This is a genomic window from Thermoanaerobacterium thermosaccharolyticum DSM 571 (assembly GCF_000145615.1).
Classification (GTDB): Bacteria; Bacillota; Thermoanaerobacteria; order Thermoanaerobacterales; family Thermoanaerobacteraceae; genus Thermoanaerobacterium; species Thermoanaerobacterium thermosaccharolyticum.
Genome location: NC_014410.1, coordinates 2303457 through 2329745, shown reverse-complemented (window position 1 = coordinate 2329745; position 26289 = coordinate 2303457). Strand labels below are relative to the sequence as shown.

Sequence of the window (26289 nt, the reverse complement as noted above, 5' to 3'; positions counted from 1 at the left end):
GAGAAAGTAATTTGAAAGATAAATTTGGTCCAATTGATAAATATTGCAAACATGGGAAGGATGTGATTGCAATAAAAAAGACAATATCAATATTTGTAATTATCCTCATGAGCATAATAATCTTCATAGTTTTACTCAGTGTATTTCAATATTATAAAAGCTTTTATGGATTAAAAGGTGAAATCATGCTTATGGAAGGTGAAGCTCCATCATTTCCCGTTTTAATATACGATATTAAAAATAACAAAAAATATGAAATCAGGAATATATTTTACGATGTCCAGTATGATGCAAATAATGGAAATAACTTGATTGCTGTCATTGATAACGAAATTTATAAGATAAATGAATATCAGCGTACAGGTTTTGCAAACAGGCAACTATTATATACAGGAATAGGTGATATTAGTGAATAGTTTAATTCGAAATAATAAATACATTATCCATATGACTCTATTGGCTATTTATATTTTATGGATATTGAATTTAGATTACTTTTATCCTTTTATAAGATTTAAGTCTTTAAAATTAAACGATATTTTTTCTTTGTGTATTCAGATAATACCTTTGATATTGTTAATAAATGGCTTTAGATTTAAACATATTTCTGCAAAGATAGTGAATAGTGTGGTTTCAATAATATTAATGTTGATAAGTGCAACAATTGCAGCCATTATTTTATTTGCCACTATTACTCTTAATGTAAATGAGGCGTTTATGCCAATTCATAATATTAGGTTTGAATCAAGCTCCGTTATAGTTTATAGATCAAATTACGGTGCAACTACGGATTTTGGAATAACAGTTAGGCAGGAAAAAGAAATCATAAAAGGTGTTTTGCTTGTTAAAAATTTACTTCGTAAAGATCATGTTTATGATATTTCAGTAAAGAAATTAGGTGATAATGCGGTAGAATTAATGGGCAAAAAAATATATTTAAAGCGAAATGTGTACTTCCCATAAATTTTTGTTAGATGATTGCAAATATGTTAAGGAGGCTTTCTTGTTGAATAAACTATTTTTTTTATAAGAAACTGTAACAAATTCCTTAAAAAATTGTCTTATATTATGAAAGAGTAATTTGTAAGTTTTACGGGGGATTTATATGGGAAATATGCAAATATATGAAGAAATACTTTATTCATATAAAAGATGCGTAAAAGCAGGGCTTACAAGTTCGATGACGGATCCTGCAATAATTTCAAGAGGAAATGATTTGCAAATCAGATTAAAGAAAAATATGACATTAATTGAGACATTTAAAAATGTTGTTGGCAATATTTTAAGGAGCTTAAAGGGTAAGTACATATTTTTATTAACTGACGATGAAGGATATCTTTTAGATACGATGTGTCATGAGAAAATCCTATGTCACATCAATTTTGACTGTTCAATTGGCATATCTTTTAAAGAAGAAGCCATAGGTACAAATGCCATATCAATGGCGATGAAATTAAAAAGATCAGTATATTTAGAACCTCAGTATCATTATTGCGATATTCTAAAAAAATGGCATTGTATTGCTGCTCCTATAATTATAGATGAAAAAATAATAGGATATTTAGATGTTTCAACTATAGAAAGAGACATGACAGAAGAAAGAATGTGGTTGTCGAATTGCTTTCAGATAAAATTGCTAATGAATATAAAAACTGTTTAAAGAATTCTGAACTAGTAAACAAAAATATAGATTTTACAGACAAACAAATAAAAATATTGATAATGCTTGCAAAAGGCTATAAAGAATTGACAATATCAAGAGAACTTGGGATTAAACCAGTTACCGTAAAATATCATAAGAAGAAAATAATTGAGAAACTATGTGTAAAAAGCATTCAAGAAGCAATAGTAAAGGCAACAAAGTTAAATTTAATAGATATTGATTAAACTAGACTATATCTTTGTATAGTTTTTTGGTTTTTATGTAAAAACTATACAAAGATATAGTAGACATTGGAAATTTATTATTGTAAAATGAAAATAAAGAAATCAATTCGTTAAAGAATTGATTAAGTATTTAATATCAAAGGGAGCATTCCTGTAATAAAGAAATATAAGATTTGAAATAAAAAGTACCTCCTGATAAAATACAAGATGTCGATTGTTCATGAACACGACTCTCAAATAACAAGGAGGTACCTAATATGAAGTATAACCAAAATACAAAAATAATGCAAATAACAGAAAAGACATTAATTGTAGGTGTAGACATTGCTAAAGAGATACATCACGCTAGAGCTTTCGATTTCAGAGGAATAGAATACGGTAAGCGTATTGAATTTAGCAATGACATTGATGGAATGAAAAGATTTTTAAAATGGGCTGCAGATATTATGAATAAAAGCAACAAAGAGCATCTGATGGTTGGCATGGAACCAACAGGCCATTATTGGCTCTGCTTTGCACAGTTTCTTAGAGATAAGAACCATAAGGTGGTACTGGTAAATCCATTCCATGTAAAGAGAAGTAAGGAATTTGATGATAACTCGCCAACTAAAAATGACAGGAAAGACCCTAAGACAATTGCAATGCTAGTTAAAGATGGAAGATATGTTGAACCTAATATACCTGAGGGTATATACAGCGAACTTAGAATTGCAGTGGACATAAGAGAGATGCTTACAAAGGATTTAAACAAGATAAAGAACCGAGTTGCAAGATGGCTTGATATATACTTTCCTGAGTTTAATAAAGTTTTTGCAGATTGGGAAGGGAAAGCAGCACTGATAACGTTAAAAGAATTTCCAACGCCTGCAAAGATATTAGGTATTGGAGCTGAGGAAATACTTGCAGCTTGGAAAAAGGAAATTAATCGTGCTGTAGGTGCAAAGAGGGCTTTAAAGCTTATAGAAGCTGCCAGTCAAAGTGTTGGTAAAAGAGATGGCATTGAGATGGCAGAGATAGAGATAAAAATTATACTTGAACAGTACGAAATGCTTGTAAAACAGTTAAAAAAAATAGAAAGCAAAATAGAAGAACTTTTCATGCAAGTACCTGGTGCTAATGAAATGCTAAGTATAAAAGGTGTAGGAGTAATAACAGCAGCAATATTTATTGCTGAAGTTGGCGATATAACAAGATATGAGCATCCAAAACAAATACAGAAGCTTGCGGGTTACAATCTGGTAGAGAATAGTTCAGGACAGCATAAAGGGCAAACCACCATAAGCAAAAGAGGAAGAAGGAGGCTAAGAAGTGCTCTATACAAAATGATAATGCCAATACTTGCAAACAATAAAGAATTTCAGGAATTACACAAATACTACACCACAAGAAAAGAAAACCCGCTTAAAAAGAAACAGTCAATGATAGTTTTATGCTGCAAGCTAATCAGAGTATTTTTTGTCATACTGAAAAAAGGAGTAAAATACAACGGAAATAAGATGTTAAGAGATATAAAAAGACCAGAGATTAGGAATGCTGCATAAATTGCACCGCTGTGGTGATGATACACCGCAGTCCCTCGTCAGTCAAGGGCAAGGACCACGTCTCAGCTTTGCTGCGTTTCACTTCACAAAGCTGACCCTTGACAGCCTCGCTCCTGCGATGGTTTGGATAATTAAGCGGTGCTAAAAATAAAGCAAATAAAGATTTAAAACTCAATTTAAAAATTCGAAGATTGACAAAGAGAGCCGGAATTGTCAGGTTGGTAATTTCACCATAAGGGCTTAAGACCCAGCAAGGGAGCATAACTGACATCCACCTCATGTAAGGCAGAACGAAGGAATTAAGGACAAAGATCCTGTGAGACATGGGAGGGTATGCCACATGAGCTTAAGTGGAATTCATAGGCCAAAATATGGAAAAACAACAGAAGCTTATTTGGGATACCTATCATATGTAAAATTAATGAATAAATAGCATTAATATACATGAGGGCTCCTTTGAAGATCATGAAAATTTGAGAATGAGTGAGATATTAAAAGAAAATCAAAGATTATAGAGGGAGGAGAAATTATGATTAAAAGGTTTTTAGTTTCACTTTTACTATGCTTGACTTTAACTTTTTCAGCAACTGTTGGTATTGCCTCAACTGATCTCGATCAATATAAGACAGAAAAAATGTTGACAAATAATAACATTGAACTAAGAATAAATGAAAGTTTCACTGAAACAGCTAAGTTAGAGGTCAAATTAATATATAAATTAATTCAACATGGAAGTATAATTGTTAAAGATGGCAAATATATGATGGTGAATCAAAATGATATAAAAAAATACTTATCAAAAGATGAGTTTGTAACTCTTGAAAAATATATAAATATATTCAATGACGGAATTTCTCAAGGAATATTTGAAATAGACGCCAATAAAATTATTCAGGAATCAAATAATTTTGAAAAGGTTACGACTAAAATTAGACCATATGCAGTTATTTTTGATTTAGACTCTGAAATGAAAACTAATGGAGATACTCTATTAAGAAATTTATATATAAATATATCTGTATATGGTAATAATATAGGTTATATGAAAACGGGTGAATTTTTTGCTTCAAAAGTCAGAACAGGTGGTGACTGGGATTATAAATCATTTTTAGGTGTGAATACAACTTACCAAGTAACTGTAGACAATAGGAGTATTCTTATGTCAGGAGAACAAATAGGAAATGCTCACTATGGATATGTTGGAAGGAAAGTATTTTCTGCTGATTTATTAAAGACAGCAGCTGGTGCATACCAGATTTATAGCGGAACTTCTTATATAGGATGGTATAATTCTTATTTTGATGATCCGAACGATCAATATTGGATTCAAAGAGGTATAAATTATTGTGAAGGTCGTAGTTTTTAAATATAGGTTTTCTAGATAGTATTTAATTTTATTATCAATTTAAAAATAGAAATTTAAAACCTTTAAAGTAAAAGTTTTCTAAAAGAAATATGTTACACTAGATGAATTATATTTTAAATATATAGTGTAATATATTTCTTAGTTTTATGTTTTATTTGTAAACAAAATAAAAAGACAGGTGATATTATTGAATAGTTTAGTTCGAAATAATAAATACATTATCCACATGACTCTATTGGCTATTTATATTTTATGGATATTGAATTTAGATTACTTTTATCCTTTTATAAGATTTAAGTCTTTAAAATTAAACGATATTTTTTCTTTGTGTATTCAGATAATACCTTTGATATTGTTAATAAATGGCTTTAGATTTAAACATATTTCTGCAAAGATAGCGAATAGTGCGGTTTCAATAATATTAATAGTGATAAGTACAACAATTGCAGCCATTATGTTATTTGCCACTATTACTCTTAATGTAAATGAGGCGTTTATGCCAATTCACGACATAAAATTTGATTCAAGTTCTGTTGTGGTTTATAGAACAAATTTTGGCGCTACTACTGATTATGGAATAACAGTTAGACAGGAAAAAGAAATCATAAAAGGCGTTTTGCTTGTTAAAAATTTAGTTCGAAAAGATCATGTTTATGATATTTCAGTAAAGAAATTAAGTGATAATGCGGTAGAAGTGATGGGCAAAAAAATATATATAAAACGAAATGTGTATTTTCCATAAGTTTTTGTTAGATGATTGCAAATATGTTAAGGAGGCTTTCTCGATGAATAAACGACTTTCAAAAATATTTATTGCTATTATGATAATAATTTCAATATTTATGTTAAGTGCATGTACGCCGCAATATCCACCAGATACTTCAGTAAATTTAAAAGGTGCCAATCATTATTGGTTAGTATTTCTGACAATTTTTGTACCTCATTATAGTGAACTAATAATTCAACCTTTTAATGAGGATTTTGTGATACCTGATGAAATCAATGTTGACATTGTTATTAACAATAAACGTTTATTTACCGGTAGACTAAGATACATTCCTGATCCAAAGTTTAAATTTGGGCAATACAAAGTCGAATTAAAGTCAGACGAATTTTATAAAAAATATAAAAATCAAAAATATACAGTGATTATAAAATACGATAATAAAAGCAGTTCGGTATTGCTAAATCAATGTGAGATATATTAATCCATTTTTTATAGATAAATTTTAAGGAGCGTAATCCGTGATCATTTTTAGAACTTCGATAAGTATAGCATTAATAGCATGCAATATTGCAACTTATGAATTGTATAGGCGCCATAGAAATAACGTTAGAATGGTTTTACTAAGTATATGGTTCTTTATCATATTAAATGGTGCGTTGATATATCTTTTAGTCAGTACATTTTATCCTAGTTAAAAACATAATTGTGCAATTTCCTCATTTAAAAAAAATTTTTATAAAAGACTGTAACAAATCTTTTAAAAAATTGTCTTATATTATGAGAGGAGGCATATAAATGAATCGATTCTTTATTTTGCTATTTTCAGTCATATTCTTGTTGAGTTTTACGTCTTGTTCAAATGAAACCAAAAAACTTAACACTAATCCTGAACAGCAATTGAATCAATCACAAAATACACAATTAAAACAAAACATTCAAACCGATCTTTATCAAATTTCAATTCCAAAAGAATGGACAGCAGAGAAATTAGATGGGAATACACTTGCATTTATGAAAGAAAACAAAAAGATAGGTGGACTGGATATTATAGGATATTATCCAGAACAACCAATTTCACAGCTTGAGCCAAACCATTCAGAAGTTATCGAATCAAAAAAACTTGAAGGATTTTTTACGGAAGTAGTGAAGGAAAAACTTAAAATTACACCTCCGGCTGCATCTGGTGAAACAACTGTAACCGAGCAGGTACACCTGTTTTTTATTATCAAGGAAAAAAAGATTGCTTATGACCTATATTTTAATACTGCTGATGTTGATGAACAAACCGCTTTAAACATTGCAAAAAGTTTAAAATTAAAATAATGATTAAGGTGTCAAAAGTATTTTTCATCCGTGATAAACTAAAAATATGGTAAAATAGAAATATAAGCAAAAAGAAAGAGCGGTACGTAGCCATTGCATTCAAACCGAAGACTCCATAATAACCAGCTATGATTATGATGTAAACACACACAGCGATAGCAGTTTTTGCAAAGAAACAATAGAAAAAATTAGGAGGCAAGAAAAGAAATAACAATAATAGCAGATGGAGCTTACAGCAGCATAAAAACAATATCGAACTAATAACAACAGCTCTTATAGGGAAATTACCAGATGAAATACAAAGCGAATTTGAATTAGATGAAACGACCCATGAAATAATCAAATGTCCAAAAGGAGAAAAACCATACAAAACAAGGTATTATGAAAAAGCTGGAGTATATAGAGCATCCTTCAATAAAAAAACATGTGAACATTGCCCACTAAGAGAAAAATGTGGAGCGAAACTACAAAAGAAATCAGCGTATGTATTAATAACAGCAAAAACAATACAAAGAGCAAGCTATTTAAAAAAGATGTCAACAGAAAAATACAGTGTACTTCAAAAGATAAGAAATGGAGTGGAGGGTATTCCATCAATACTAAGACGAAAATATCATGTAGATGTGATACCTGTAAGGGGATTAGTGCGCTCAAAAATCTGGTTTTCATTCAAAATAGGAGCCATAAATGCAAAAAAAGTACTGAAAATGGCAGCTGAGATGGCTGCGACTTTGTATAAAAATATCAAAATCAGATTTATTCTTACAAAATCAGGTAAAAATCAAGCGAAGTTATTATTATCATCTTAAAAAAATGCTTCTTATGACACTTGAATCAAATATTCTATTAAACTGTATTATAAAAAAGTGAAAAGATAACTGTTTTGATGTTAGTAAATCTGCATTATTGACAAATATCTCCCAAGTTGGTAACTGACGAAGGGAAAAAGATATTAGATTCACTCAAAAAGCCGGTAAGTACATATTTTTATTAATCGACGATGAAAGGTATCTTTTAGATACGATGTGTCATGAGGAAATGTTATGTATCAACAATAGAAAAAGACATGACAGAAGAAATGAATGTAGTTATTGAATGGTTTTCAGACAAAATTGCTAATGAATATAAAAACTGTTTAAAGAATCCTGGACTATAGAGATTATGAATGTGATAGTTGAAGTGATGTAGAGTCGCTTTGATTATTTTTTGTTTGAAACAATAACATTCTGTCAATTTATGTCGGAAAATATTTGAAATAAAATTATTTACAAATTTGGAATGTGGAGGTATAATAATTACTGTAAACAAGCTTGTTTATATATTTGATAAAATTACCTAAGGAAAAGTTTAAGGGGTGAGTGAATTATGAAAAATTTGACAAGAAAAATTGTTAGTTTTATACTTATGATACTGATGGTATCTAATATAGGCATTTCAGCATTTGCAAGTGAAAATGAATCAAGTTCTAAAAATGCAAATATTGATAAATGTAATATTGTTATTACTGATGACGGCGTATATATTAATGATGTTTATTATACACAAGAACAGTTTGTCAAACTTCTTGATACTGCAGTAGTAGTTGATAAAACTGAATTAAAAGATGATAATAGTGCAATGAGAAGTGTAGGTGTACAAAGTGCTACAGGAGCTCTTATTGCAGGAACATGGTGGATTCCAGGAGTTGGAGAAGTAGTGATTACTGCTGCGGGAGTAGTGATTATAGGTGGTACAGTAATAGCAGCAGGTACCTGGTTGTATAAAAAAGTTGTTGATTGGTTTGAAGCTAGAGCGGAAGAGAAAATAATTGACAAAGCCTTAAAAGATTTAGATGGACAACCAAATAAGCAAAGACATATAAAAGATCCAAAACATAATTGGGATAAAATTATTAAGGGGGCAATTACATGGGAAAAAGTAAGAAATACAATAGAAAAAGTTATGAAAGAAGGAACAGAAAGCAGATACGGTTCTGCATATAAAAGAGTTTTAAAGGTTGGTAAAGAAACAGTAACAGTAACATTTCAAAAAGTAAGCGATAATATATGGAAAATTAGCGATGCATGGGTAAATAAGGAATAAATAGAACATTATTTGAAAGGTTATGATGTACGATGGATTTAGATAAATTAGATAGAATTATAAAAAATGATGAAGATTGGGATAAGTTTATAGAACTTTTAAATACTATTAATGAAGATTATTTAAAATCAATTGGGAAATATAATCTTTTCAGAATTTCTTTTTACACTTGGTATGTTATGTCTGAATGGGGAAGATTATCACCTAAATTAGAAAAATGTTTAGACCAGGCAGAACACATATTAATAGATGCCTTCAAAATAGCAACAGAGAAATATTCAAATGACGAAGATTATTTGTGGTTTTATGGTTATTTAATTAGTGTTTTTCCAGAACACTTTTTATCAATATATTCTGATTATTTAAAAGCAGAAAATGCTGGCAAACAAATGTTAAATGTAGCTTCACGAAGGCAATATCCATTAGCAATTATCTTTAACGAAAAGTTTTTAGAAAAAGATATTTTAGAAAAAGGGAAAAAAGACTTAGAAAATATGTTTAATGAAAGTACAGAAGTATATGATTATTTTATTAGAATGATAGAACTGATAGAGTCTGAGGATAAAAAATAGAATACTTCCAATATAAATAAAAAATGTTTTCTATTGGAGAGAAAGTCATAAGCTTTTATTTTGAATGCATGGGGGTAAAATTAAAATACCCTCTTTAATTTTGCGAAATACTATCATTTCTCTATCAAAACACATGTTGAGACAGTCATGTTGGTAGAGAATAAATAGGTTGAAATCAAAGGCTTTAAAGATTTTTAATTAAATATTGAAGCGTGTTTTATGTTCCCGCAAACTTATTGTTTGGGGAATTTTCTGTTTGAGGAGGTAAAGAATTTTCACAGTATTAGATATTTGCGAAAAGGTGTGGGAATTTATGTACTTGTTCACAAAGATACAATTGAGTGTTAATTATGAAAAAAATATAAAAATTTTTTTATAAGAAACTGTAACAAATCTTTTAAAAAATTGTCTTATATTATGAGAGAATAAATTTGTAAGTTTTACGGGGGATTTATATGGGAAATATGCAAATATATGAAGAAATACTTTATTCATATAAAAGATGCGTAAAAGCAGGGCTTACAAGTTCGATGACGGATCCTGCAATAATTTCAAGAGGAAATGATTTGCAAATCAGATTAAAGAAAAATATGACATTAATTGAGACATTTAAAAATGTTGTTGGCAATATTTTAAGGAGCTTAAAGGGTAAGTACATATTTTTATTAACTGACGATGAAGGATATCTTTTAGATACGATGTGTCATGAGAAAATCCTATGTCACATCAATTTTGACTGTTCAATTGGCATATCTTTTACAGAAGAAGCCATAGGTACAAATGCCATATCAATGGCGATGAAATTAAAAAGATCAGTATATTTAGAACCTCTATATCATTATTGTGATATTCTAAAAAAATGGCATTGCATTGCTGCTCCTATAATTATAGATGAAAATATAATAGGATATTTAGATGTTTCAACGATAGAAAGAGACATGACAGAAGAAATGAATGTGGTTGTCGAACTGCTTTCAGATAAAATTGCTAATGAATATAAAAACTGTTTAAAGAATTCTGAACTAGTAAATAAAAATATAGATTTTACAGACAAACAAATAAAAATATTGATAATGCTTGCAAAAGGCTATAAAGAATTGACAATATCAAGAGAACTTTGGATTAAACCAGTTACCGTAAAATATCATAAGAAGAAAATAATTGAGAAACTATGTGTAAAAAGCATTCAAGAAGCAATAGTAAAGGCAACAAAGTTAAATTTAATAGATATTGATTAAACCAGACTATATCTTTGTATAGTTTTTTGGTTTTTATGTAAAAACTATACAAAGATATAGTAGACATTGGAAATTTATCATTGTAAAATGAAAATAAAGAAATCAATTCGTTAAAGAATTGATTAAGTATTTAATATCAAAGGGGGGGTGAATAATAATGATTTATCACTTTAGTAAATATACACAAATAGTAGAAAATAATAACAAAGTTGTTTTGGGAAATAGATTAAATGGTGAATGGATAAGGATATCTAAGGAAGTATATAATATTTTAGAAATGGGTATAAAAAATAAATTATCCATAAGTGAATTAATTAACTGTTTATATGATAACGATGATAAAAACTACTTAAAATCATTATACAAAGACATGTGCATGCTTGGAATAATTGAAGATGATACTCACCAAAATATTGCTTATAATAAATTAGTATCATTTGAAATGACACATAGATGTAATTTACATTGTATCCATTGCTGCGTTTCGGCTGATACTTTAAATAGCAAGGACAAAGACTTATCTACAGAGATATGCAAAGACATTATTAATAAAATGAGTAAATGGAATCCTAAGTCAATAATGCTAAGTGGTGGTGAGCCCATGGTGAGGACAGATTTTTTTGAATTGTTATTATATTTAAAATCTATTTATAATGGAAATATAATATTATCTACTAATGGGCTTTTAATTAGCGAAGAGAATGTTGACATTTTAACAAAGTGCGTTACTTCTATGTCTATTAGTTTAGATGGTGCAGATGAAGAATCTTGCTCAATGATAAGAGGACACGGGGTATTTAATAAAGTGATAAAAAATATTCAGTTACTAAAAAAGAATAATTTTAAGAGGATAAGTGTTTCAATGACTATAAGTCCGAAAACTGAACATTTAGAAGGTAAATTTTATGAATTGAATAAATCATTAGGAACAACTCCTTTAATTAGAGATTTTTCACCTGTAGGAAGAGGAAGGGACAATTATCTTGCTTTTACTGATGATGGATTAGATAAAGTTTTTATTTCAAAAAAATTTCTTAGCGATGATTATAGTAAACCTATTGGAGTGTCTTCATGTGGAGCAGGGACTAGAGAATTATTAATAAGATATAATGGCGACATATATCCATGTATGTCTCTATCTAGTCAAAAATTCAAATTGGGTAGTATATTGGAAATTAAAAGCTTAAGTGAAGTAGTAAAAAAAACTATGGATTTTATAGATTTCAATACTGTATTACAATCTTTGGATTATAAATACAAACAAAGATGTAAACAATGTAAAGTAAATTTGTTCTGCTGGACATGCCCGGGAAGTTTTCAAGAGTATAAGGGAAATATTAAAGCTTTTGAAGATAGATGTAATAAATTAAAGCCAATATTATATAAAAGAGTTTGGGAGAGTGAATAAAGTAATGTATGTAACGTTATGGGTAACAACAGATTGCAATTTAAATTGTAGATATTGCTATGAAGGTATAAATAAGGCTAATAAAACAGTAAATAGAAACATAATTGATCAATCTATTGAGTTTATAATGAATTATTTTGATTTTCAGAATATAACAGAGTTTAATCTAAACATACATGGAGGTGAGCCATTTTTAGCATTTGATGAAATAAAATATTTAGTATATAAATTTAAGAAAATTTTTAAAAGGAATAATATTAATATTTTATTTGCGGCAACTACGAACGCAACTTTATTTAATGAGGAAATAATAGAATTTATTGTAAATGAAATACCGGATATTACTATAAGTTTAGATGGAACTAAAAGTACCCATGATAAGATGCGACTTTTTAAAAATGGAAAAGGCAGTTATGATATAGTTAAAAAAAATAGTTTAAAGTTACTTAAATATTTACCAAATTTAAGGGTACGGATGACCTTTGACAGTAATACAGCATATAATTTATATGAAGATGTAAAATCTTTGATGGACTTAGGATTTAGATTTATAGTAGCGATACCTAACTTATATGATAAGAATTGGAATACTGAACATATAAATAATTTAGAAGAACAAATTAAATACATAAAAGAATATCAGGCGAGTTTTAATGATACGTTTATAAATTTAACTGAAAATAAAAAATATTTTTTCAAGACAACGTGTAATGGAGGTAAAACACATTTTCAAATATATCCTGATGGAAAAATATATCCTTGCATAGTATCAGCGGGTAATGATGAATTTCAAATCGGAGACATATATAATGGTATTGATTATAAAAAGAGGGATAATATACTAGAAAAATCATATCAATTAAATCAAGTTTGTCATGGCTGTAAAATATATAATTATTGTGATGGACCAAGATGTAAAATTATTAATAAGTTAATAACAAATAACTACTGTATTCCACCTTATATGGTTTGCGCGTTAGAAAATTTGCAATATAAAATGTATGCCACTTAAAAAATTAAAGTGAAGACTAATTAAATTTATAATTAATTTAATTAGTAAATTATTCAAGAAAGGAGGTATTGAAATGTTAAAGATCAACAAAATTGAAGACAAAGAAACAAAAATAGTAGTGGGTCAGGATAATTGCACAAAACCCGGAGCACCTTATTACTATCAGCCTGGTCAAGATTGTTTACAAGATTGCACTGCTTACGACAAACCACGTTACTGGGAAAGTCAATGGACTTAGAAATTGATAGTACAGGTAAGGCAATAGACAATTAAACATTATCTATTGCCTTATCCATATTTAAAAGATGATTTTTGTATTTTTATAAACTAATAGAGAAGTTGATAGAATAATATTAGACAAAATAATCTTGGAAATATTCTTTTGAAGATAAATCAATTGTGGAGGCAAAGGTTGAAATTAAAAGTACAAATTGCAATAAGAATAAAATAGCATAGCAAACAAGCCATCTTTGATGACTTTTTAAAAATTAAATATCGAAGTAAGTGTTAAAGCTAAATAGCTGGCTTTATTTTATAGCCTTGAAGTTGAGCTAATAGTATAAGCTTGCTCAACCGTAATCTCGCGTTTTGCGGGAAAAGCATCAGATTTTTTATATAATTCAGCATTATATGGTTCTTTCTTCTTCAACATGCTGTATAATGCTGTAAGAAGCATTCTTGCAATAGCAATGATTGCCTTCTTGTGGCCGCGACGCTTTTTGATGTGCAAATAGTGGTTATGAATTTTATGGTGTTTTTCGCTTTTAACTACAGAGTTAGCACACTGCACAAGAAGCGGCTTAATGTAACATCCTGCTTTGGAAACCCGGACAGATTTTTTCTTGCCTGCACTCTCATTGTTAGTTGGAGTTAGTCCAGCCCATGAGCATAAGTGTTTCGCTGAAGGGAAAGCCTCCATATTTACGCCGATTTCAGATATTACAGTAATAGCCGAGAAAATATTTTTAAACGATGGAGCGGTTAGAATTATATCTAGTTCTTGTTGATAAGGCGCAGCGAGCGCAAGAATTAGTTTTTCTAATTCTGCTTTCCGGGATTCCAAATCTTCAAAATGCCCTTTGATGATCTTTAATTTTCCAGCTTGTTCAGGCGTAATATAACCATCAACAGCGATAAAGCTCAGGAAGTTTTTTAGCATGGCACATTTTATTACGTTTTATGCCTTGAGCGAAGCGAAAGGAATGATTATAAAAATGAATAAATATCTTTTTGAAGTAATTTCAGCATATATAAAAAAGTATAGATCAAGATCATTAGCTATTTGTCTTGGCATTATCTTATGTACAGCATTAATAGTAGGAGTTGGAACTCTAGCTGATAGTGCCAAGCATGCTAATGTAACTAAAACAAAATATGAAAGCGGAATCTACCATGTTAGGTATAATATCGATATAGATGAATCAAAACTCAAAATGATAAAAAATGAACCGAATGTTGAAAAAATTGGCATCTCTTCATATTACGATTCTACTGTACCTGATGGGCGAATAATTCTAAATATAATAAAGGCAAATAAAGATTATGTACAGTTAACTAATTCTAAGGTAATTAAGGGAAGGTTTCCGGTAAAAGATGATGAAATAGCTATAGAAGAATGGGTTTTAAAAAACATGGGGGTAAATCCGGAGCCAGGTACTAAGATTAATTTCAATTTATATGGGAAAAAGACTAACGAAACATACATTTTAACCGGGATTTTACAAGATAGGCCACGGTTAAAATCATCAGGGCAGATGGAAGCCATCCTTAATCTAAATGAAAATGATTCTTATAAAGATGCACAAGTTTATGTAGAGTTTGATGAAAATACTGACATAAATAAAGATATACAAAACATAGCCGAGGACTTGAAAATAGATAATAAATATGTTAGAAAAAATAATATGCTTCTGGAATCATTAGGAAGCAGCAAAAAAATAGATCCTACTTTTTTATTGATATCACTTATTGCAGGGGTAGTATCATTAATAGTAATTTTAGGCATTTTCAATATATCCATATTACAAAGGCTATCTGAATATGGAATAATGAGGGCAGTTGGAGCAGGTTCCTTACAGATTTTGATGCTGCTTTTTTATGAATTATTAACTTTACTACTTATTAGCACACCAATCGGAATTGTGGGTGGTCGTGCGGGAGCGAAATTTTTAAGCTCAATAGCAGGGAATCTATTCACAGAAGGCAAAGTCGACATAAAAAATATAGTTCTATCTCCGAGAGTTTTCTTGATGTCCATAATAATTAACCTTATTTCTATAATTATAGTTACGTTGGTTACATATAGAAGCATAAAAAGGCTAACGCTTATTGACTCAATAAGAAAAAATTTAAACACGGATATAAAATACAAAAAAGTATTAATTAAGACAGATTTCTTATATAGAATTCTACCATTTTCAAAATACATTTCATTTAGAAACATCTTTAGAAATAAAAAAAGTTTCTATATGATAATTCTATCTATGTGCTTGGGGAGCACTATATTCATAATATCAAATTTTTACGCAGAGCTTACAGCAGCTCAAATAAATAAAGAGGCCGAAACATCAAAGATAAATACCGATTATAAAATAGAAATAATACCCGGTACAAATTTATCAGTGGGTATTCCTTTTGAAGACATTCAAGAAATAAAAAACTTAGAAGGTATAGAAGAAGTTAAAACGATACAGCCGATATACGGGAGAATGAAACTGAAAAAAGAAAATATAGCTGAGCCTTTATATTTTGAACAGATAAATGACTCTCCTTATTTTAAAGAAGTACTTAATGGCCTGCTTGTTAAAGAACCAAATAGTGACGAGTACATATTGAAAAATGATATTTATGGATATGATGATAAGCTTCTTAAAGAGATGAAAAAATATGTAAAAAAAGGACAGATAGACATAGAAAAAATGAAAAAGGAAAAAATTGCTATCATTGCCATACCACATCCAATGAACACTAAACATTTAAGTCCTGATGTGGTGAATTTAAAAGTTGGAGACAAGATAACGGAAAGTTTTAGAAAAGATGGGGATACAGGAGAAGAATTTTTTAGAATGGAAGATGCAAATGCACAATTTAAAGAGGAAGAATTTACTGTGGGAGCAATAGTAGAAAAATTAATAGATTCTTCCGATTATTATGCAGGCAATAATAGTGTTCAAGTTGTCATATCTAACGATATTTTACAGAAAATAAGCGGATTTAAAAATTACAGACTCATTGATATAAATGTAAAACCAGGTTATAACAGTGAAAAATTGTACAATCAGATTTTGAAAATTGCTAAAAGAACACAAGGAGCAACAGTTTTAAATCTAAGCAATGAAAAGCAGAAAATAAAGGCATTTGCGACAAATCAGCTTATATTTATAAATACCATTGTAATAGTACTATTTGCCATAAGCTTCTTAAATATAATCAATAATGTAAGTTACAGTTTAATATCGAGAGTAAATGAGTTTGGCATGATAAGAGCCGTTGGCATTACAAACAAAGAATTCAGAAAGATGATAACTTTTGAAGGTATGACATATGGAATATTTTCAAGCACTTTGTCTGTGATATTTGGACTGACTGGACAGGTGATATTATTTAAATACTTAGGTCCAATTTTAATCACTCCAAAATTTACAATTGATTGGAAAATATATCTTTTCATAGTAATAATAAATATCCTTTTAGGATTTTCAGCTACATTTATTGTATCAAAAAGGGTAAAGCGTATGAGTATAGTAGAATCTATAAGCACAATAAATTAGGAGAGGAGCATTTATATATGGTTATATTAAAAACGATAAATCTAAGCAAAGTTTACGGGAAGGACGAAAATAAAGTACACGCACTAAAGGATATAAACATAAAGTATTTAGCAGATGAACCCACCGGTAATTTAAACACAAAAACGACAGGTGAAGTAATGAACCTAATAAAAAGTTCTATTAAAAAATATAATCAGACACTTGTATTGATAACACATAATGAAAATATAGAACAAAGTGCAGACAGAATATTATCTATCGTTGACGGAGAAATACGATAGAGATAATGATGGCGAGAATGGACATGGAACTTCTTGCGTATCAACTATAAAGAGAAAATTAATGATGTTGAAATATTTGTGGTAAAAGTATTGGGCAAAGATGGAAGAGCAAATAGGCAAATATTTGAGGATGCATTTAGTTAGGAGGCATATAATAGATGTTTAAATTATCATTACAATATATCAAATATTACAAAAAAAGGACTTTTTCTGTGTTGGTGGCTATAATCCTAAGTGTTGCTGTTATTGCAAGTATAATAATATTGGGCCAAAGTGCCAACCAGGCAAATATTGATAGCATAAAATATGACGAAGGAAGTTACCATGCGGTTTTTACAAAATTAGACAATGATCAGATAGAGAAAATAAAAAAGGATAAATCAATAAAAGACAGAGGATTTGCAGAGTATTATGATTCGGTTGCCTTAACTGATGATTTTTATTTGAATATTCTAAGGGCAGATAAAGAATACATAAAATTAGGAAGCTCTTTCAGTGGTAATTCATTTATCAAAGAAGGAAGGTATCCAGAGAAAGATAATGAAATTGCTGTTGAAGAGTGGGTCTTAAATGTTCTTGGGAAAGAACCTAAAGTTGGCAGTGACCTGCAACTTAAACTGGAAGACAGAAGGGAAACAAAAACGTATAAATTGGTGGGAATATTGAAAGACAGACCAGAATTTAAAAGAAGTATGACCTTACAGGCATTTTTGCCTATTAGTGACGATTTTAAAGGAAACAGAAATATTTCTATGGTGACATTTAAAGATGAAAACAATATAAATAAATTGACATCTTTACTGGCAAAGAAATTGAATGTGAAGAGCGATGACATAGTTAAAAACACGACGCTAATAGAGGCATATGGGAAATTAAATAATATATATAAAAACAATATTTTTTCATTACTTGTAATATTGGTAGCTTCTTTTATAGTTATATATGGAATATACAGCATATCAATTCTTCAAAGAATATCAGAATACGGAATTTTATTAGCTATAGGTAGCAGTAGAAAGCAATTGATTGAAATAACATTATATGAATTGCTTATATTGAGCACAATGGGTGTCCCTATAGGTATTATATTAGGCCTGATCGGTTCAAAGCTATTAAGCGGTTTAGTTGGAAATGTATTTACTGAAGGAGCTGTCAACATAAGCCGGCTTGTTATAACTAAGGAAGCCTTTATTATACCTGTAATTGTTACAGCAGCCGTCATACTTTTGATTGTTATTGCAGTCTATATAACCATATCAAAGATATCACCTATAGAAGCTATAAGAAAAAATTTAGGACTAAGAGAAAAATGCAATAAAAAAATATATAAAAAAGTAGCCTCAGGGAAAAACCTGTCCATATATTCAATTGTAACTATAAGGAATATTCTTTCTAACAGCAGAAGCTTTATAATGATTATACTATCAATAAGTATTGCAGGTATACTTTTTATAAATGCAAGCTACTTAAGTTTTTTAGAAGAAAGGCAAGTAGACAATATAGCAGATAGCATAGGGTATAATTCCGACTATAAAATAAATCTTGTACCCGGTGCGAAAAAAACCGACGGGCTAAGCAGCAAAGAACTAGAGAGAATAAGGTCATTAAACGGAGTAAGGGATTTATCAGCTATACAGGTAATATATTCAAGACTTATGCTAAGCAGTGAACATATATCAGAACCTATGTACTTCGAAAATTTAAACAGCACTCCATATATAAAAGATTTGATGAATGGAATGTTAGTCAAAAATTTAAAGGCGACGGATAAATTGGAAGAATATATTTTAAAAGATAATATGTACGGTTATGATGATAAATCTCTTGCCAAGTTAAGAAAATATTTGGTAAAAGGTAAAATTGATATTGACAGGATGAAAAAAGAAAATCTTGCCATTGTAAGGATACCCAATCCCATAAATACAGAAAATAAAAGGCCTTACGTTGCAAATTTCAAAGTGGGAGATAAAATAAGAGTTGCTTTTTCAAACAAGGGAACAAATTCTGAGGAAAGCTGGAAAATTAATTATAATGACGATAGCTATGAATATAAAGAATATACTGTGGTGGCAATAGTAAACAATCTGTTGGATTACGATAATTATTATACTGTAAATAACAGCGTTGATGTTGTCCTATCCTCGGATATATTTAAAAAGGATACGGGGATAACTCAGTATAAGATTATAAGCATCAACAAAGAAAGAGGAGTAAATCATAATGTCTTATATAAAAAGATTAAATCAATAATTGATAAGAAACCTGGAGTAATTTTAAGAGATTTAGATAAAGAAATAGAAAATTTTAATATACTGAATGAAAATAAGCACAGATTTATAAATGCAATTGTAATGATACTGTTCATTATGGGAGTATTTAATATAGCAAACAATATTAAATATAATATTGCATCGCGAATGAGAGAGTTTGGCATGTTAAGAGCTGTCGGCACTACAAACAAAAGCCTGAAAGAGATGTTTTTAGCTGAAGGGTTCTTATATGGAGCTATATCAAGTGTAGTAGTAATTATCTTTGGAGTGTTGGTTCAATATATTTTATATAATAAATATTTAGCTATATATATAAATCCCATCTTTAAGATACAATACAGAGAATATTTGATTGTTATCATTATAAATTTTATAGTAACAATTGCAACAACATACCTATCATCTATGAATATAAGAAAAACAGCAGTAGTTGATATGATCAAAAATGATCAATGACTCCAAGTTAAGCGTATGAGTATAGTAGAATCTATCAGCACAATAAATTAGGAGAGGAGCATTTATATATGGTTATATTAAAAACGATAAATCTAAGCAAAGTTTACGGGAAGGACGAAAATAAAGTACACGCACTAAAGGATATAAACATAAATGTAGAAAAAGGTGAATTTTTGGCAATCGTAGGACCAAGCGGAAGTGGAAAATCAACATTGCTCCACTTATTAGGAGGACTTGATAAACCAACAGAAGGAACAGTTGAGATAGATGGTGTGGATATATATAAGCTATCTGAGGACAAATTAGCTATATACAGGAGGAGAAATATAGGATTCGTATTTCAGCAGTACAATTTGATACCAGTATTAAATGTAAGAGAAAATATAGAAATGCCAGTAAGACTAGATAAAAAAATACCAGATAAAGAATATATAGATGATTTGATAGAATTTTTAGGGTTAACAGAAAGACAAAGACATTTACCAAATCAGCTTTCAGGAGGGCAGCAGCAGAGAGTGGCAATAGGCAGAGCATTGGCAGCAAAGCCCAGTATAATATTAGCAGATGAACCCACGGGGAATTTAGACACAAAAACGACAGGTGAAGTAATGAACCTGATAAAAAGTTCTATTAAAAAATATAATCAGACACTTGTATTGATAACACATAATGAAAATATAGCACAAAGTGCAGACAGAATATTATCTATCGTTGATGGAGAAATACGATAGAGATAAAATTATTCAAATTATCAATGGAGGATAGAAATGAATGTATATATACATTTAGCATTAGCATATCTGAAAAAACAAAGAGGAAGGACGATTGCTTTAGTATTAGGTGTCGCCTTGGCAGTAATGCTTGTATTTGGTACTAACGTTATATTTGAAAGCCAGAGCAGAAACCAGCTTGCTAATATTTACAAAATGTATGGAACATATCAGGGCATATTTACTAATCTAAATAAAGACTTGACTGAGAAAATAAAAAATGATAAAGACGTAAGTAAATCTGCAGTAGCAGCTAATCTAGGAAATCTTGTTACTGATAATGGTATTTCAATGATATTAAATTCAACAGACAAAGACTACATAGAAATGAGTGGATACACTCTTATAAAAGGACATTTACCTAATAAACAAGGAGAAATAGTATTAGAATCACAGGCTTTAAAAAAGATGGGACTTAAAGAAAAGCTGGGTGAGACAATAAATTTTAAAATCAAAAGGGAATATAAAGATGAAAACGGCCTGAACCAAATATACATGGAAAACAAGTCCTTCAAATTGGTGGGGATATTAGATAAGCCCAAACAATATTATGAGGGGTACTATTCACTGAGAGGATTTACATACTTTAAAGAAGGCGTAAATAATGTACTGCCTAACAATTTTATAACATATGAAGAAATCGTCAAATTGAAATCAAAGGCTAATCTATCGGGTCAGTTGAATCAGATAAGAGAGAGATATAATATAGGAAGATGGGATTATGACCTAAATATACAACTGGTAACAGCACTTGATGATTACAGTTCTCAAAATACGAATGCTTCTGTACGTCATTTTAATATTTTGATAGTAATTACAGCGATTCTTCTTATATATAACATGTTTAACATATCTTTAATAGACATGATAAAGCAAATAGGCATGATGAGGGCTATAGGGTCGTCAAAGAAACAAGTGAGACTGATAATAGGATTTCAAAGCTTATTTATTCTCATCATTGGATTATCTCTTGGTCTATTGATGGGAATTGCATTTTCATATATTGGGATGAAGTTGTTTAACTTTGCATTTTTAGATGTATCACAATCAACAGTGTACATAAGTGCGAAAAACATATGGAATGCATTAATAGTCGGTACAGCAACAGTCATATTATCAAGTATAATACCCATATGGATGTCAGGAATGATATCACCAATAGAAGCTATGAGAAAGAGCGATAGATCAGGTGGAAAACAAAGAAATAGAGGATACCATAAGTTTATAAAAAAGATATCTGGTATAACAGGTGAGATGGCATATAAAAATGTGTGGAGAAATAAGTGGAGGACTATAATAATAGTCGTATCAGTAGCAATGGCAGGATATTTATTTATAGATGATATTGCATTTCTTAACAACCGAGATGCGGTGTATAATACAACACCGTATGTTTTAAACATGCAGGACTATGATTTTAAATTGTTGTTTGGTCCAAATATAGATCTATATTTTACAGGTTATACAAATGATGATGTAAAAGCCATATCTCAGATAGAAGGAGTGAAAAAAGTAGGTACAAAGGTATCTATGGAAGGTTTTTTGGAATCTGATGTAAATGATTTAGAAAATGACTTTAAAAAGTACAATGGAATTTCAGATACAAAAAAAAATGTGGAAACAATGATAGAAGTAAAAGGCTATGATGATGATCAGTTGCAGGGATTTAAGAAGTATATAGATAAAGGGGACATGTCATCGCTGAATAATTCATCAGATAAATATCCAAATGCAGTTGTGTATAACTATTATTATGATATTTTTAAACATAAGCTCAAAGGAATTAGAAAAGATTTAAAAGTTGGTGATATCATGACAATAAGGATTCCTGTTATCAGAAATGGCAAAATAGCATATGAAGATAAAAATATCAGAGTAGGTGCACTATTAAAGCAGGAATGGATAGCTAAAGGTGACAGTACACGGGGAGCCAGGATGGAGATAATCCTTCCTCAAAAGTACTTAATGACCATTTCGGGGAAAAGTACATATGACCAGATCAGTGTGCAGTCTGAGGCGGGAAAGGACACTTATGTGTATAATAGAATAAACAAGATTTTAGAGAATAAGCCATTTGCAGAAATGGAAAGTAAGCTAAGCTATATTGAAAAGAGCCAAAAAGGATTTACGGGAGTATTGAAATCAGACATGGTGATCGTAGCATTGATATTACTAATAGCAGGCATGAATGTATATAATACGCTAAAAACTAACTTATTGATACGTACAAATGAGTTTGCTACACTTAGAGCAATAGGCATGACAGCCAAACAGCTTAAAAGCATGATAATAAAAGAATCGATTATTTATGGCCTTTTAAGCAGCATAATAGCGGCTTTAATAGGCAGTTACAACGTTTATTCATTTTACAGTTTGGTAAACAGGCAGTACAAGGCTGGATTTAACATAAGCGAAAGGCTGCAATTTAAACTTCCAGTTATACCAATACTATTGTACAGTGCTATAGTTATAGTTATATGCATATTGTCATCTTATGTATCTGCAAAGAAAGTAGAAAAGCTTAATATAGTAGAAGGCTTAAATATAACCGAATAAAAGATGAGGTGGAGATTATGAGCATATTAGAGACAGTAAAATTGACTAAGATATACGGTAAAGGTGACAATAAAGTAGAGGCTTTAAAGGAAGTATCAGTTTCTATAGAAAAGGGAAAATTCACTACTATAATAGGCCCCAGCGGTTCAGGTAAGAGTACGCTGCTTCACTGCATGGCAGGACTAGATGTGCCTACATCAGGTGAAGTATTATTAAATGGTGAGAATATATTTAATCTATCAGAAGAAAAACTTTCGATACTGAGAAGGCGAAACTTCGGATTTGTATTTCAAAGCTTTAACCTTATACCAGTTATAGACGTGTATGAAAATATAACATTGCCAGTATCATTAGATAATAAAAAAATAGATAAGGACTACATATCGGAAATAATAGAAATTTTAGGACTAGAGAGCAAGATAAAAAGCTTTCCAAATGAACTCTCAGGAGGACAGCAGCAAAGAGTAGCAATAGCAAGGGCACTATCAAACAAACCAGATATAATATTTGCAGATGAACCAACAGGTAATTTAGACAGTAAAACAGCGGATGAAGTGATGAAATTCTTTAAACTCTGTGTAGAAAAATTTGGACAGACTTTGATTATGGTAACTCATAATAAAGATATAGCAGCATCAGCAGATGTATGCATAACAATACAAGATGGCAAGATTCTAAGTTACTTGAACAATTAGGAAGTGATAAAGATGGAGAATAAATATTTTATAGATAAGATTTGTGACATTGTTATAAAAGATAATACCGTGATATTGAGTAACAGATTAACGGGCAAGTGGATTAAGATACCTATAGAATGTTACGAAGCAATAAAATATTCACTTGAAACCTCTACTCCAGTCAATAACGCTATAGAGGTATTTGAAGATGAAGAAGATCAACAGTATTTTAAATCCGTATTAAATTGTTTAGATAATATTGGTTTGTTGAATGCTGATCAAACTTATGAGTTTGAAATTGATTTTATCCCCAAAGTAGTCTTTTCCATAACAAACAGATGTAATTTAAGCTGTGAATATTGCTGTGTTGATGCAGACAATTATTTAAAAAAAGACGATATTTTATCAACCAGTGATATAAAAAGAGCGATTGATAAAATTTTAAAATTAAAGCCTCAAGAGGTTGTTATCTCAGGCGGAGAACCTTTAGTTAGAGACGATTTTTACTATATTTTGGAATACATTAAATTGGTATATGGTGGGAAAGTGGTCTTATGTACAAATGCGACATTGATAAAGGAAGAAGATATCGAAAAAATAACAAATGCTGTTTATGCTGTAGAAATCAGCTTAGATGGGTATGATGAAGAAAGCTGCAGTAAAATAAGAGGGAAGGGAACTTTTGCTAAGGTTATTGAAAATGTTAGGCTATTGAAGAAAAGCGGCATGAAACATATAAGCTTATCAATGGTGGCAGGGGAATTTAATGAAGATAATGTTGACAATTTTTTAAAATTAAATGAAAGTTTGGGAACGAGAGCAGTTGTTAGAAATTTTAGCAAGTTTGGAAGAGGAAAATATTCCTACAAATATTTAAAAGATGAGTTTGCAATGCATTACTATGGGGTAAATGATTTTAACGATTTAAACAAGCTTCGAGCTAATAACTGCTGGGCAGGAAATTCACAATTGTTTGTAAATCATGATGGCAATATATATTTATGCCCATTGTTACGATATGAAGAATTTAAAATTTGTCATATTTTTGATTTAAGTGATGAAATCATTAAAAAGGTGTTTAAAAGACAACTTCCTGCATTTTCTAATTTTGATAATATAAAAACTAGAAATATTCCACACTGCAAAAGTTGTAAAATAAATTTATTTTGTACAGTATGCCCTGCAAAAGTATACACACTGTTAAGTGATAAAAGAGCTTTTGACTACAATTGCAATTTTATGAAAAGAACATTGATGCCTAAAATATGGCAGATGAATTAATGTTTTTATGAGGCAAGGTGATAGGTGTTGAATAACAAAGTAAAAGTAGCATTGGTAGATTCAGGCATAGATATAAACCATGATTATCTAAAGGGTAATATAATCGGTGGAATATCTTTTGAGTGTGATAATGATTATATAATAGCCACAGACAATTATGAAGATGAGAATGGACATGGAACTTCTTGCGCATCTAGTATAAAGAGAGAATTTGATGATGTTGAAATATTTGTAGTGAAAGTATTAGGCAAAAATGGAAGAACAAGTAGACAAATATTTGAGGAAGCATTAAAGTATCTTCTTAATATGGACATTAGATTGATAAATTTAAGCCTGTCAGTTACAACAAATGAAATGATTCAGGATTTGCATGAAATATGCGATGAATTGTATCGGCAAGGAAAAATAATAGTATGTTCCCTTGCTAACGGATTTGAAGAAAGCTATCCTGCTGTTTTTAACAATGTCATAGGTGTCAAGGGTTTTATTTTGGAAAGCGAAAATTCGTTTTGGTACAACAAGGATAAAAGAATTCAATGCATAATGGATAACAATCCATATATGAATTGCAATATCAATAATTCATACAGACTATTTGGGAAATGTAATAGTCAGTCGACTGCGAAGTTAACAGGCATAATTGCCAGAATATTATCAAAAAAGCATGATATAACGTTTGAGGAGCTGAACAATGAGCTTGAGAATCTTGCAGTGAAAAATGATTGGGAGGATAAGGATTTTTTAGCCAGCAAAAGGTATCATGATTTTAAAGAAGGCTTATATGATAAAGACAATAGCATCCTTTTAGGTACAGCAAATGTTGTAAAAGAAGTGTTAAAACTTAATAAGTCTGATGATGACATTTATAAATACAGTTTATTTAATAGAAAAATTGGGTTAAACAACGATAACTGTTATGAAGTGTTAAAGAAATTGGAAGAAAAGTTTGACATAAAGTTTGACTATTTAAGTATATCAAGATATGATTTTGTATCAATACAAACATTAACAGACCTTGTGGCAAAAAATATTTTAAATTCATAGTTTCCGTTGTATATAATATGGAGATGAA

General features: G+C 30.0%; 24 protein-coding genes and 1 pseudogene. 24 read left to right on the top strand and 1 reads right to left on the bottom strand.

Annotation, left to right across the window (positions count from 1 at the left end; translation table 11 throughout):
• The first annotated feature begins 11 nt into the window (after positions 1-11).
• The 16 genes and pseudogenes from TTHE_RS11635 (at position 12) to TTHE_RS14235 (ending at position 13394) form a co-directional block, all read left to right on the top strand.
• Entirely contained in the window at positions 12-416 is a 405-nt protein-coding gene (locus tag TTHE_RS11635) for a hypothetical protein (protein WP_013298764.1), read from the top strand.
• A gap of 130 nt (positions 417-546) precedes the next feature.
• The gene (locus tag TTHE_RS11630; RefSeq protein WP_231292655.1) at positions 547-963 is read left to right on the top strand and encodes a hypothetical protein; all 417 of its coding nucleotides are present in this window, start codon (positions 547-549) and stop codon (positions 961-963) included.
• Between the two features lie 142 nt (positions 964-1105).
• Positions 1106-1887 (top strand): annotated as a pseudogene (locus TTHE_RS11625) (helix-turn-helix transcriptional regulator).
• Positions 1888-2144: 257 nt separating this feature from the next.
• Entirely contained in the window at positions 2145-3428 is a 1284-nt protein-coding gene (locus TTHE_RS11615) for an IS110 family RNA-guided transposase (protein ID WP_013296871.1), read from the top strand.
• Positions 3429-3957: 529 nt separating this feature from the next.
• Positions 3958-4794, top strand: a complete 837-nt coding sequence (locus TTHE_RS14410) for a polymorphic toxin type 44 domain-containing protein (RefSeq protein WP_013298762.1) — start codon at positions 3958-3960, stop codon at positions 4792-4794.
• Positions 4795-5119: 325 nt separating this feature from the next.
• A complete protein-coding gene (locus tag TTHE_RS11600) occupies positions 5120-5536 on the top strand; it encodes a hypothetical protein (RefSeq protein ID WP_231292654.1) in 417 nt (138 codons plus the stop codon).
• Between the two features lie 43 nt (positions 5537-5579).
• Positions 5580-6002, top strand: a complete 423-nt coding sequence (locus TTHE_RS11595) for a hypothetical protein (protein ID WP_013298760.1) — start codon at positions 5580-5582, stop codon at positions 6000-6002.
• A 314-nt stretch (positions 6003-6316) separates the two neighbouring features.
• On the top strand, positions 6317-6844 hold the full coding sequence (locus TTHE_RS11590; RefSeq protein ID WP_013298758.1) for a hypothetical protein: 528 nt from the start codon (positions 6317-6319) through the stop codon (positions 6842-6844).
• 251 nt (positions 6845-7095) lie between these two features.
• Positions 7096-7653 (top strand): transposase, encoded by a 558-nt coding sequence (locus tag TTHE_RS11585; protein ID WP_340371412.1) that lies wholly within the window; start codon positions 7096-7098, stop codon positions 7651-7653.
• Positions 7654-7874: 221 nt separating this feature from the next.
• Positions 7875-8000 carry a hypothetical protein gene (locus tag TTHE_RS14865; protein WP_269207929.1) on the top strand — a complete coding sequence of 42 codons (126 nt, stop codon included), beginning with the start codon at positions 7875-7877 and terminating at the stop codon, positions 7998-8000.
• Positions 8001-8209: 209 nt separating this feature from the next.
• Entirely contained in the window at positions 8210-8926 is a 717-nt protein-coding gene (locus TTHE_RS11580; RefSeq protein ID WP_013298757.1) for a polymorphic toxin type 35 domain-containing protein, read from the top strand.
• Between the two features lie 32 nt (positions 8927-8958).
• Positions 8959-9498 carry a hypothetical protein gene (locus TTHE_RS11575; protein WP_013298756.1) on the top strand — a complete coding sequence of 180 codons (540 nt, stop codon included), beginning with the start codon at positions 8959-8961 and terminating at the stop codon, positions 9496-9498.
• Positions 9499-9953: 455 nt separating this feature from the next.
• A complete protein-coding gene (locus TTHE_RS11570) occupies positions 9954-10736 on the top strand; it encodes a helix-turn-helix domain-containing protein (protein WP_013298755.1) in 783 nt (260 codons plus the stop codon).
• 157 nt (positions 10737-10893) lie between these two features.
• Complete coding sequence (locus TTHE_RS11565) at positions 10894-12144, top strand: radical SAM/SPASM domain-containing protein (protein ID WP_013298754.1); 1251 nt, start codon at positions 10894-10896, stop codon at positions 12142-12144.
• A complete protein-coding gene (locus TTHE_RS11560; protein WP_081441852.1) occupies positions 12137-13156 on the top strand; it encodes a radical SAM/SPASM domain-containing protein in 1020 nt (339 codons plus the stop codon). Before TTHE_RS11565 ends, TTHE_RS11560 begins: the two co-directional genes overlap by 8 nt.
• A 73-nt stretch (positions 13157-13229) precedes the next feature.
• A complete protein-coding gene (locus TTHE_RS14235; protein WP_013298752.1) occupies positions 13230-13394 on the top strand; it encodes a hypothetical protein in 165 nt (54 codons plus the stop codon).
• A 294-nt stretch (positions 13395-13688) separates the two neighbouring features.
• Here TTHE_RS14235 and TTHE_RS11555 read toward each other — a convergent pair whose 3' ends face one another.
• Positions 13689-14315, bottom strand: a complete 627-nt coding sequence (locus TTHE_RS11555; RefSeq protein ID WP_196793627.1) for a transposase — start codon at positions 14313-14315, stop codon at positions 13689-13691.
• A gap of 25 nt (positions 14316-14340) precedes the next feature.
• Here TTHE_RS11555 and TTHE_RS11550 point away from each other — a divergent pair, with 25 nt between their 5' ends.
• The 8 genes from TTHE_RS11550 (at position 14341) to TTHE_RS11515 (ending at position 26261) form a co-directional block, all read left to right on the top strand.
• Positions 14341-16926 (top strand): ABC transporter permease, encoded by a 2586-nt coding sequence (locus tag TTHE_RS11550; protein ID WP_196793625.1) that lies wholly within the window; start codon positions 14341-14343, stop codon positions 16924-16926.
• Positions 16927-16943: 17 nt separating this feature from the next.
• Positions 16944-17207, top strand: coding sequence for a hypothetical protein (locus TTHE_RS11545; RefSeq protein ID WP_049774935.1), 264 nt, complete (start codon positions 16944-16946; stop codon positions 17205-17207).
• Positions 17208-17365: 158 nt separating this feature from the next.
• Positions 17366-19933: an ABC transporter permease gene (locus tag TTHE_RS11540; protein ID WP_013298750.1), complete on the top strand. Its 2568-nt coding sequence runs from the start codon at positions 17366-17368 to the stop codon at positions 19931-19933.
• Positions 19934-20001: 68 nt separating this feature from the next.
• Positions 20002-20664, top strand: a complete 663-nt coding sequence (locus TTHE_RS11535; protein WP_013298749.1) for an ABC transporter ATP-binding protein — start codon at positions 20002-20004, stop codon at positions 20662-20664.
• 36 nt (positions 20665-20700) lie between these two features.
• Positions 20701-23259: an ABC transporter permease gene (locus TTHE_RS11530; RefSeq protein WP_013298748.1), complete on the top strand. Its 2559-nt coding sequence runs from the start codon at positions 20701-20703 to the stop codon at positions 23257-23259.
• Between the two features lie 17 nt (positions 23260-23276).
• Positions 23277-23954, top strand: a complete 678-nt coding sequence (locus TTHE_RS11525; RefSeq protein ID WP_013297960.1) for an ABC transporter ATP-binding protein — start codon at positions 23277-23279, stop codon at positions 23952-23954.
• A 12-nt stretch (positions 23955-23966) separates the two neighbouring features.
• Positions 23967-25217 carry a radical SAM/SPASM domain-containing protein gene (locus TTHE_RS11520; RefSeq protein ID WP_013298747.1) on the top strand — a complete coding sequence of 417 codons (1251 nt, stop codon included), beginning with the start codon at positions 23967-23969 and terminating at the stop codon, positions 25215-25217.
• Positions 25218-25241: 24 nt separating this feature from the next.
• Entirely contained in the window at positions 25242-26261 is a 1020-nt protein-coding gene (locus TTHE_RS11515) for a S8 family serine peptidase (RefSeq protein WP_013298746.1), read from the top strand.
• Positions 26262-26289: the final 28 nt, after the last annotated feature.

Bases quoted from the DNA above. Each gene is read 5' to 3' on its own strand.
- TTHE_RS11615 (WP_013296871.1), top strand. From the start codon at position 2,145: ATGAAGTATAACCAAAATACAAAAATAATGCAAATAACAGAAAAGACA.
- TTHE_RS14410 (WP_013298762.1), top strand. From the start codon at position 3,958: ATGATTAAAAGGTTTTTAGTTTCACTTTTACTATGCTTGACTTTAACT.
- TTHE_RS11595 (WP_013298760.1), top strand. From the start codon at position 5,580: ATGAATAAACGACTTTCAAAAATATTTATTGCTATTATGATAATAATT.
- TTHE_RS11590 (WP_013298758.1), top strand. From the start codon at position 6,317: ATGAATCGATTCTTTATTTTGCTATTTTCAGTCATATTCTTGTTGAGT.
- TTHE_RS14865 (WP_269207929.1), top strand. From the start codon at position 7,875: ATGAGGAAATGTTATGTATCAACAATAGAAAAAGACATGACAGAAGAA.
- TTHE_RS11580 (WP_013298757.1), top strand. From the start codon at position 8,210: ATGAAAAATTTGACAAGAAAAATTGTTAGTTTTATACTTATGATACTG.
- TTHE_RS11575 (WP_013298756.1), top strand. From the start codon at position 8,959: ATGGATTTAGATAAATTAGATAGAATTATAAAAAATGATGAAGATTGG.
- TTHE_RS11570 (WP_013298755.1), top strand. From the start codon at position 9,954: ATGGGAAATATGCAAATATATGAAGAAATACTTTATTCATATAAAAGA.
- TTHE_RS11565 (WP_013298754.1), top strand. From the start codon at position 10,894: ATGATTTATCACTTTAGTAAATATACACAAATAGTAGAAAATAATAAC.
- TTHE_RS14235 (WP_013298752.1), top strand. From the start codon at position 13,230: ATGTTAAAGATCAACAAAATTGAAGACAAAGAAACAAAAATAGTAGTG.
- TTHE_RS11555 (WP_196793627.1), bottom strand. From the start codon at position 14,315: ATGCTAAAAAACTTCCTGAGCTTTATCGCTGTTGATGGTTATATTACG.
- TTHE_RS11545 (WP_049774935.1), top strand. From the start codon at position 16,944: ATGGTTATATTAAAAACGATAAATCTAAGCAAAGTTTACGGGAAGGAC.
- TTHE_RS11540 (WP_013298750.1), top strand. From the start codon at position 17,366: ATGTTTAAATTATCATTACAATATATCAAATATTACAAAAAAAGGACT.
- TTHE_RS11535 (WP_013298749.1), top strand. From the start codon at position 20,002: ATGGTTATATTAAAAACGATAAATCTAAGCAAAGTTTACGGGAAGGAC.
- TTHE_RS11530 (WP_013298748.1), top strand. From the start codon at position 20,701: ATGAATGTATATATACATTTAGCATTAGCATATCTGAAAAAACAAAGA.
- TTHE_RS11525 (WP_013297960.1), top strand. From the start codon at position 23,277: ATGAGCATATTAGAGACAGTAAAATTGACTAAGATATACGGTAAAGGT.
- TTHE_RS11520 (WP_013298747.1), top strand. From the start codon at position 23,967: ATGGAGAATAAATATTTTATAGATAAGATTTGTGACATTGTTATAAAA.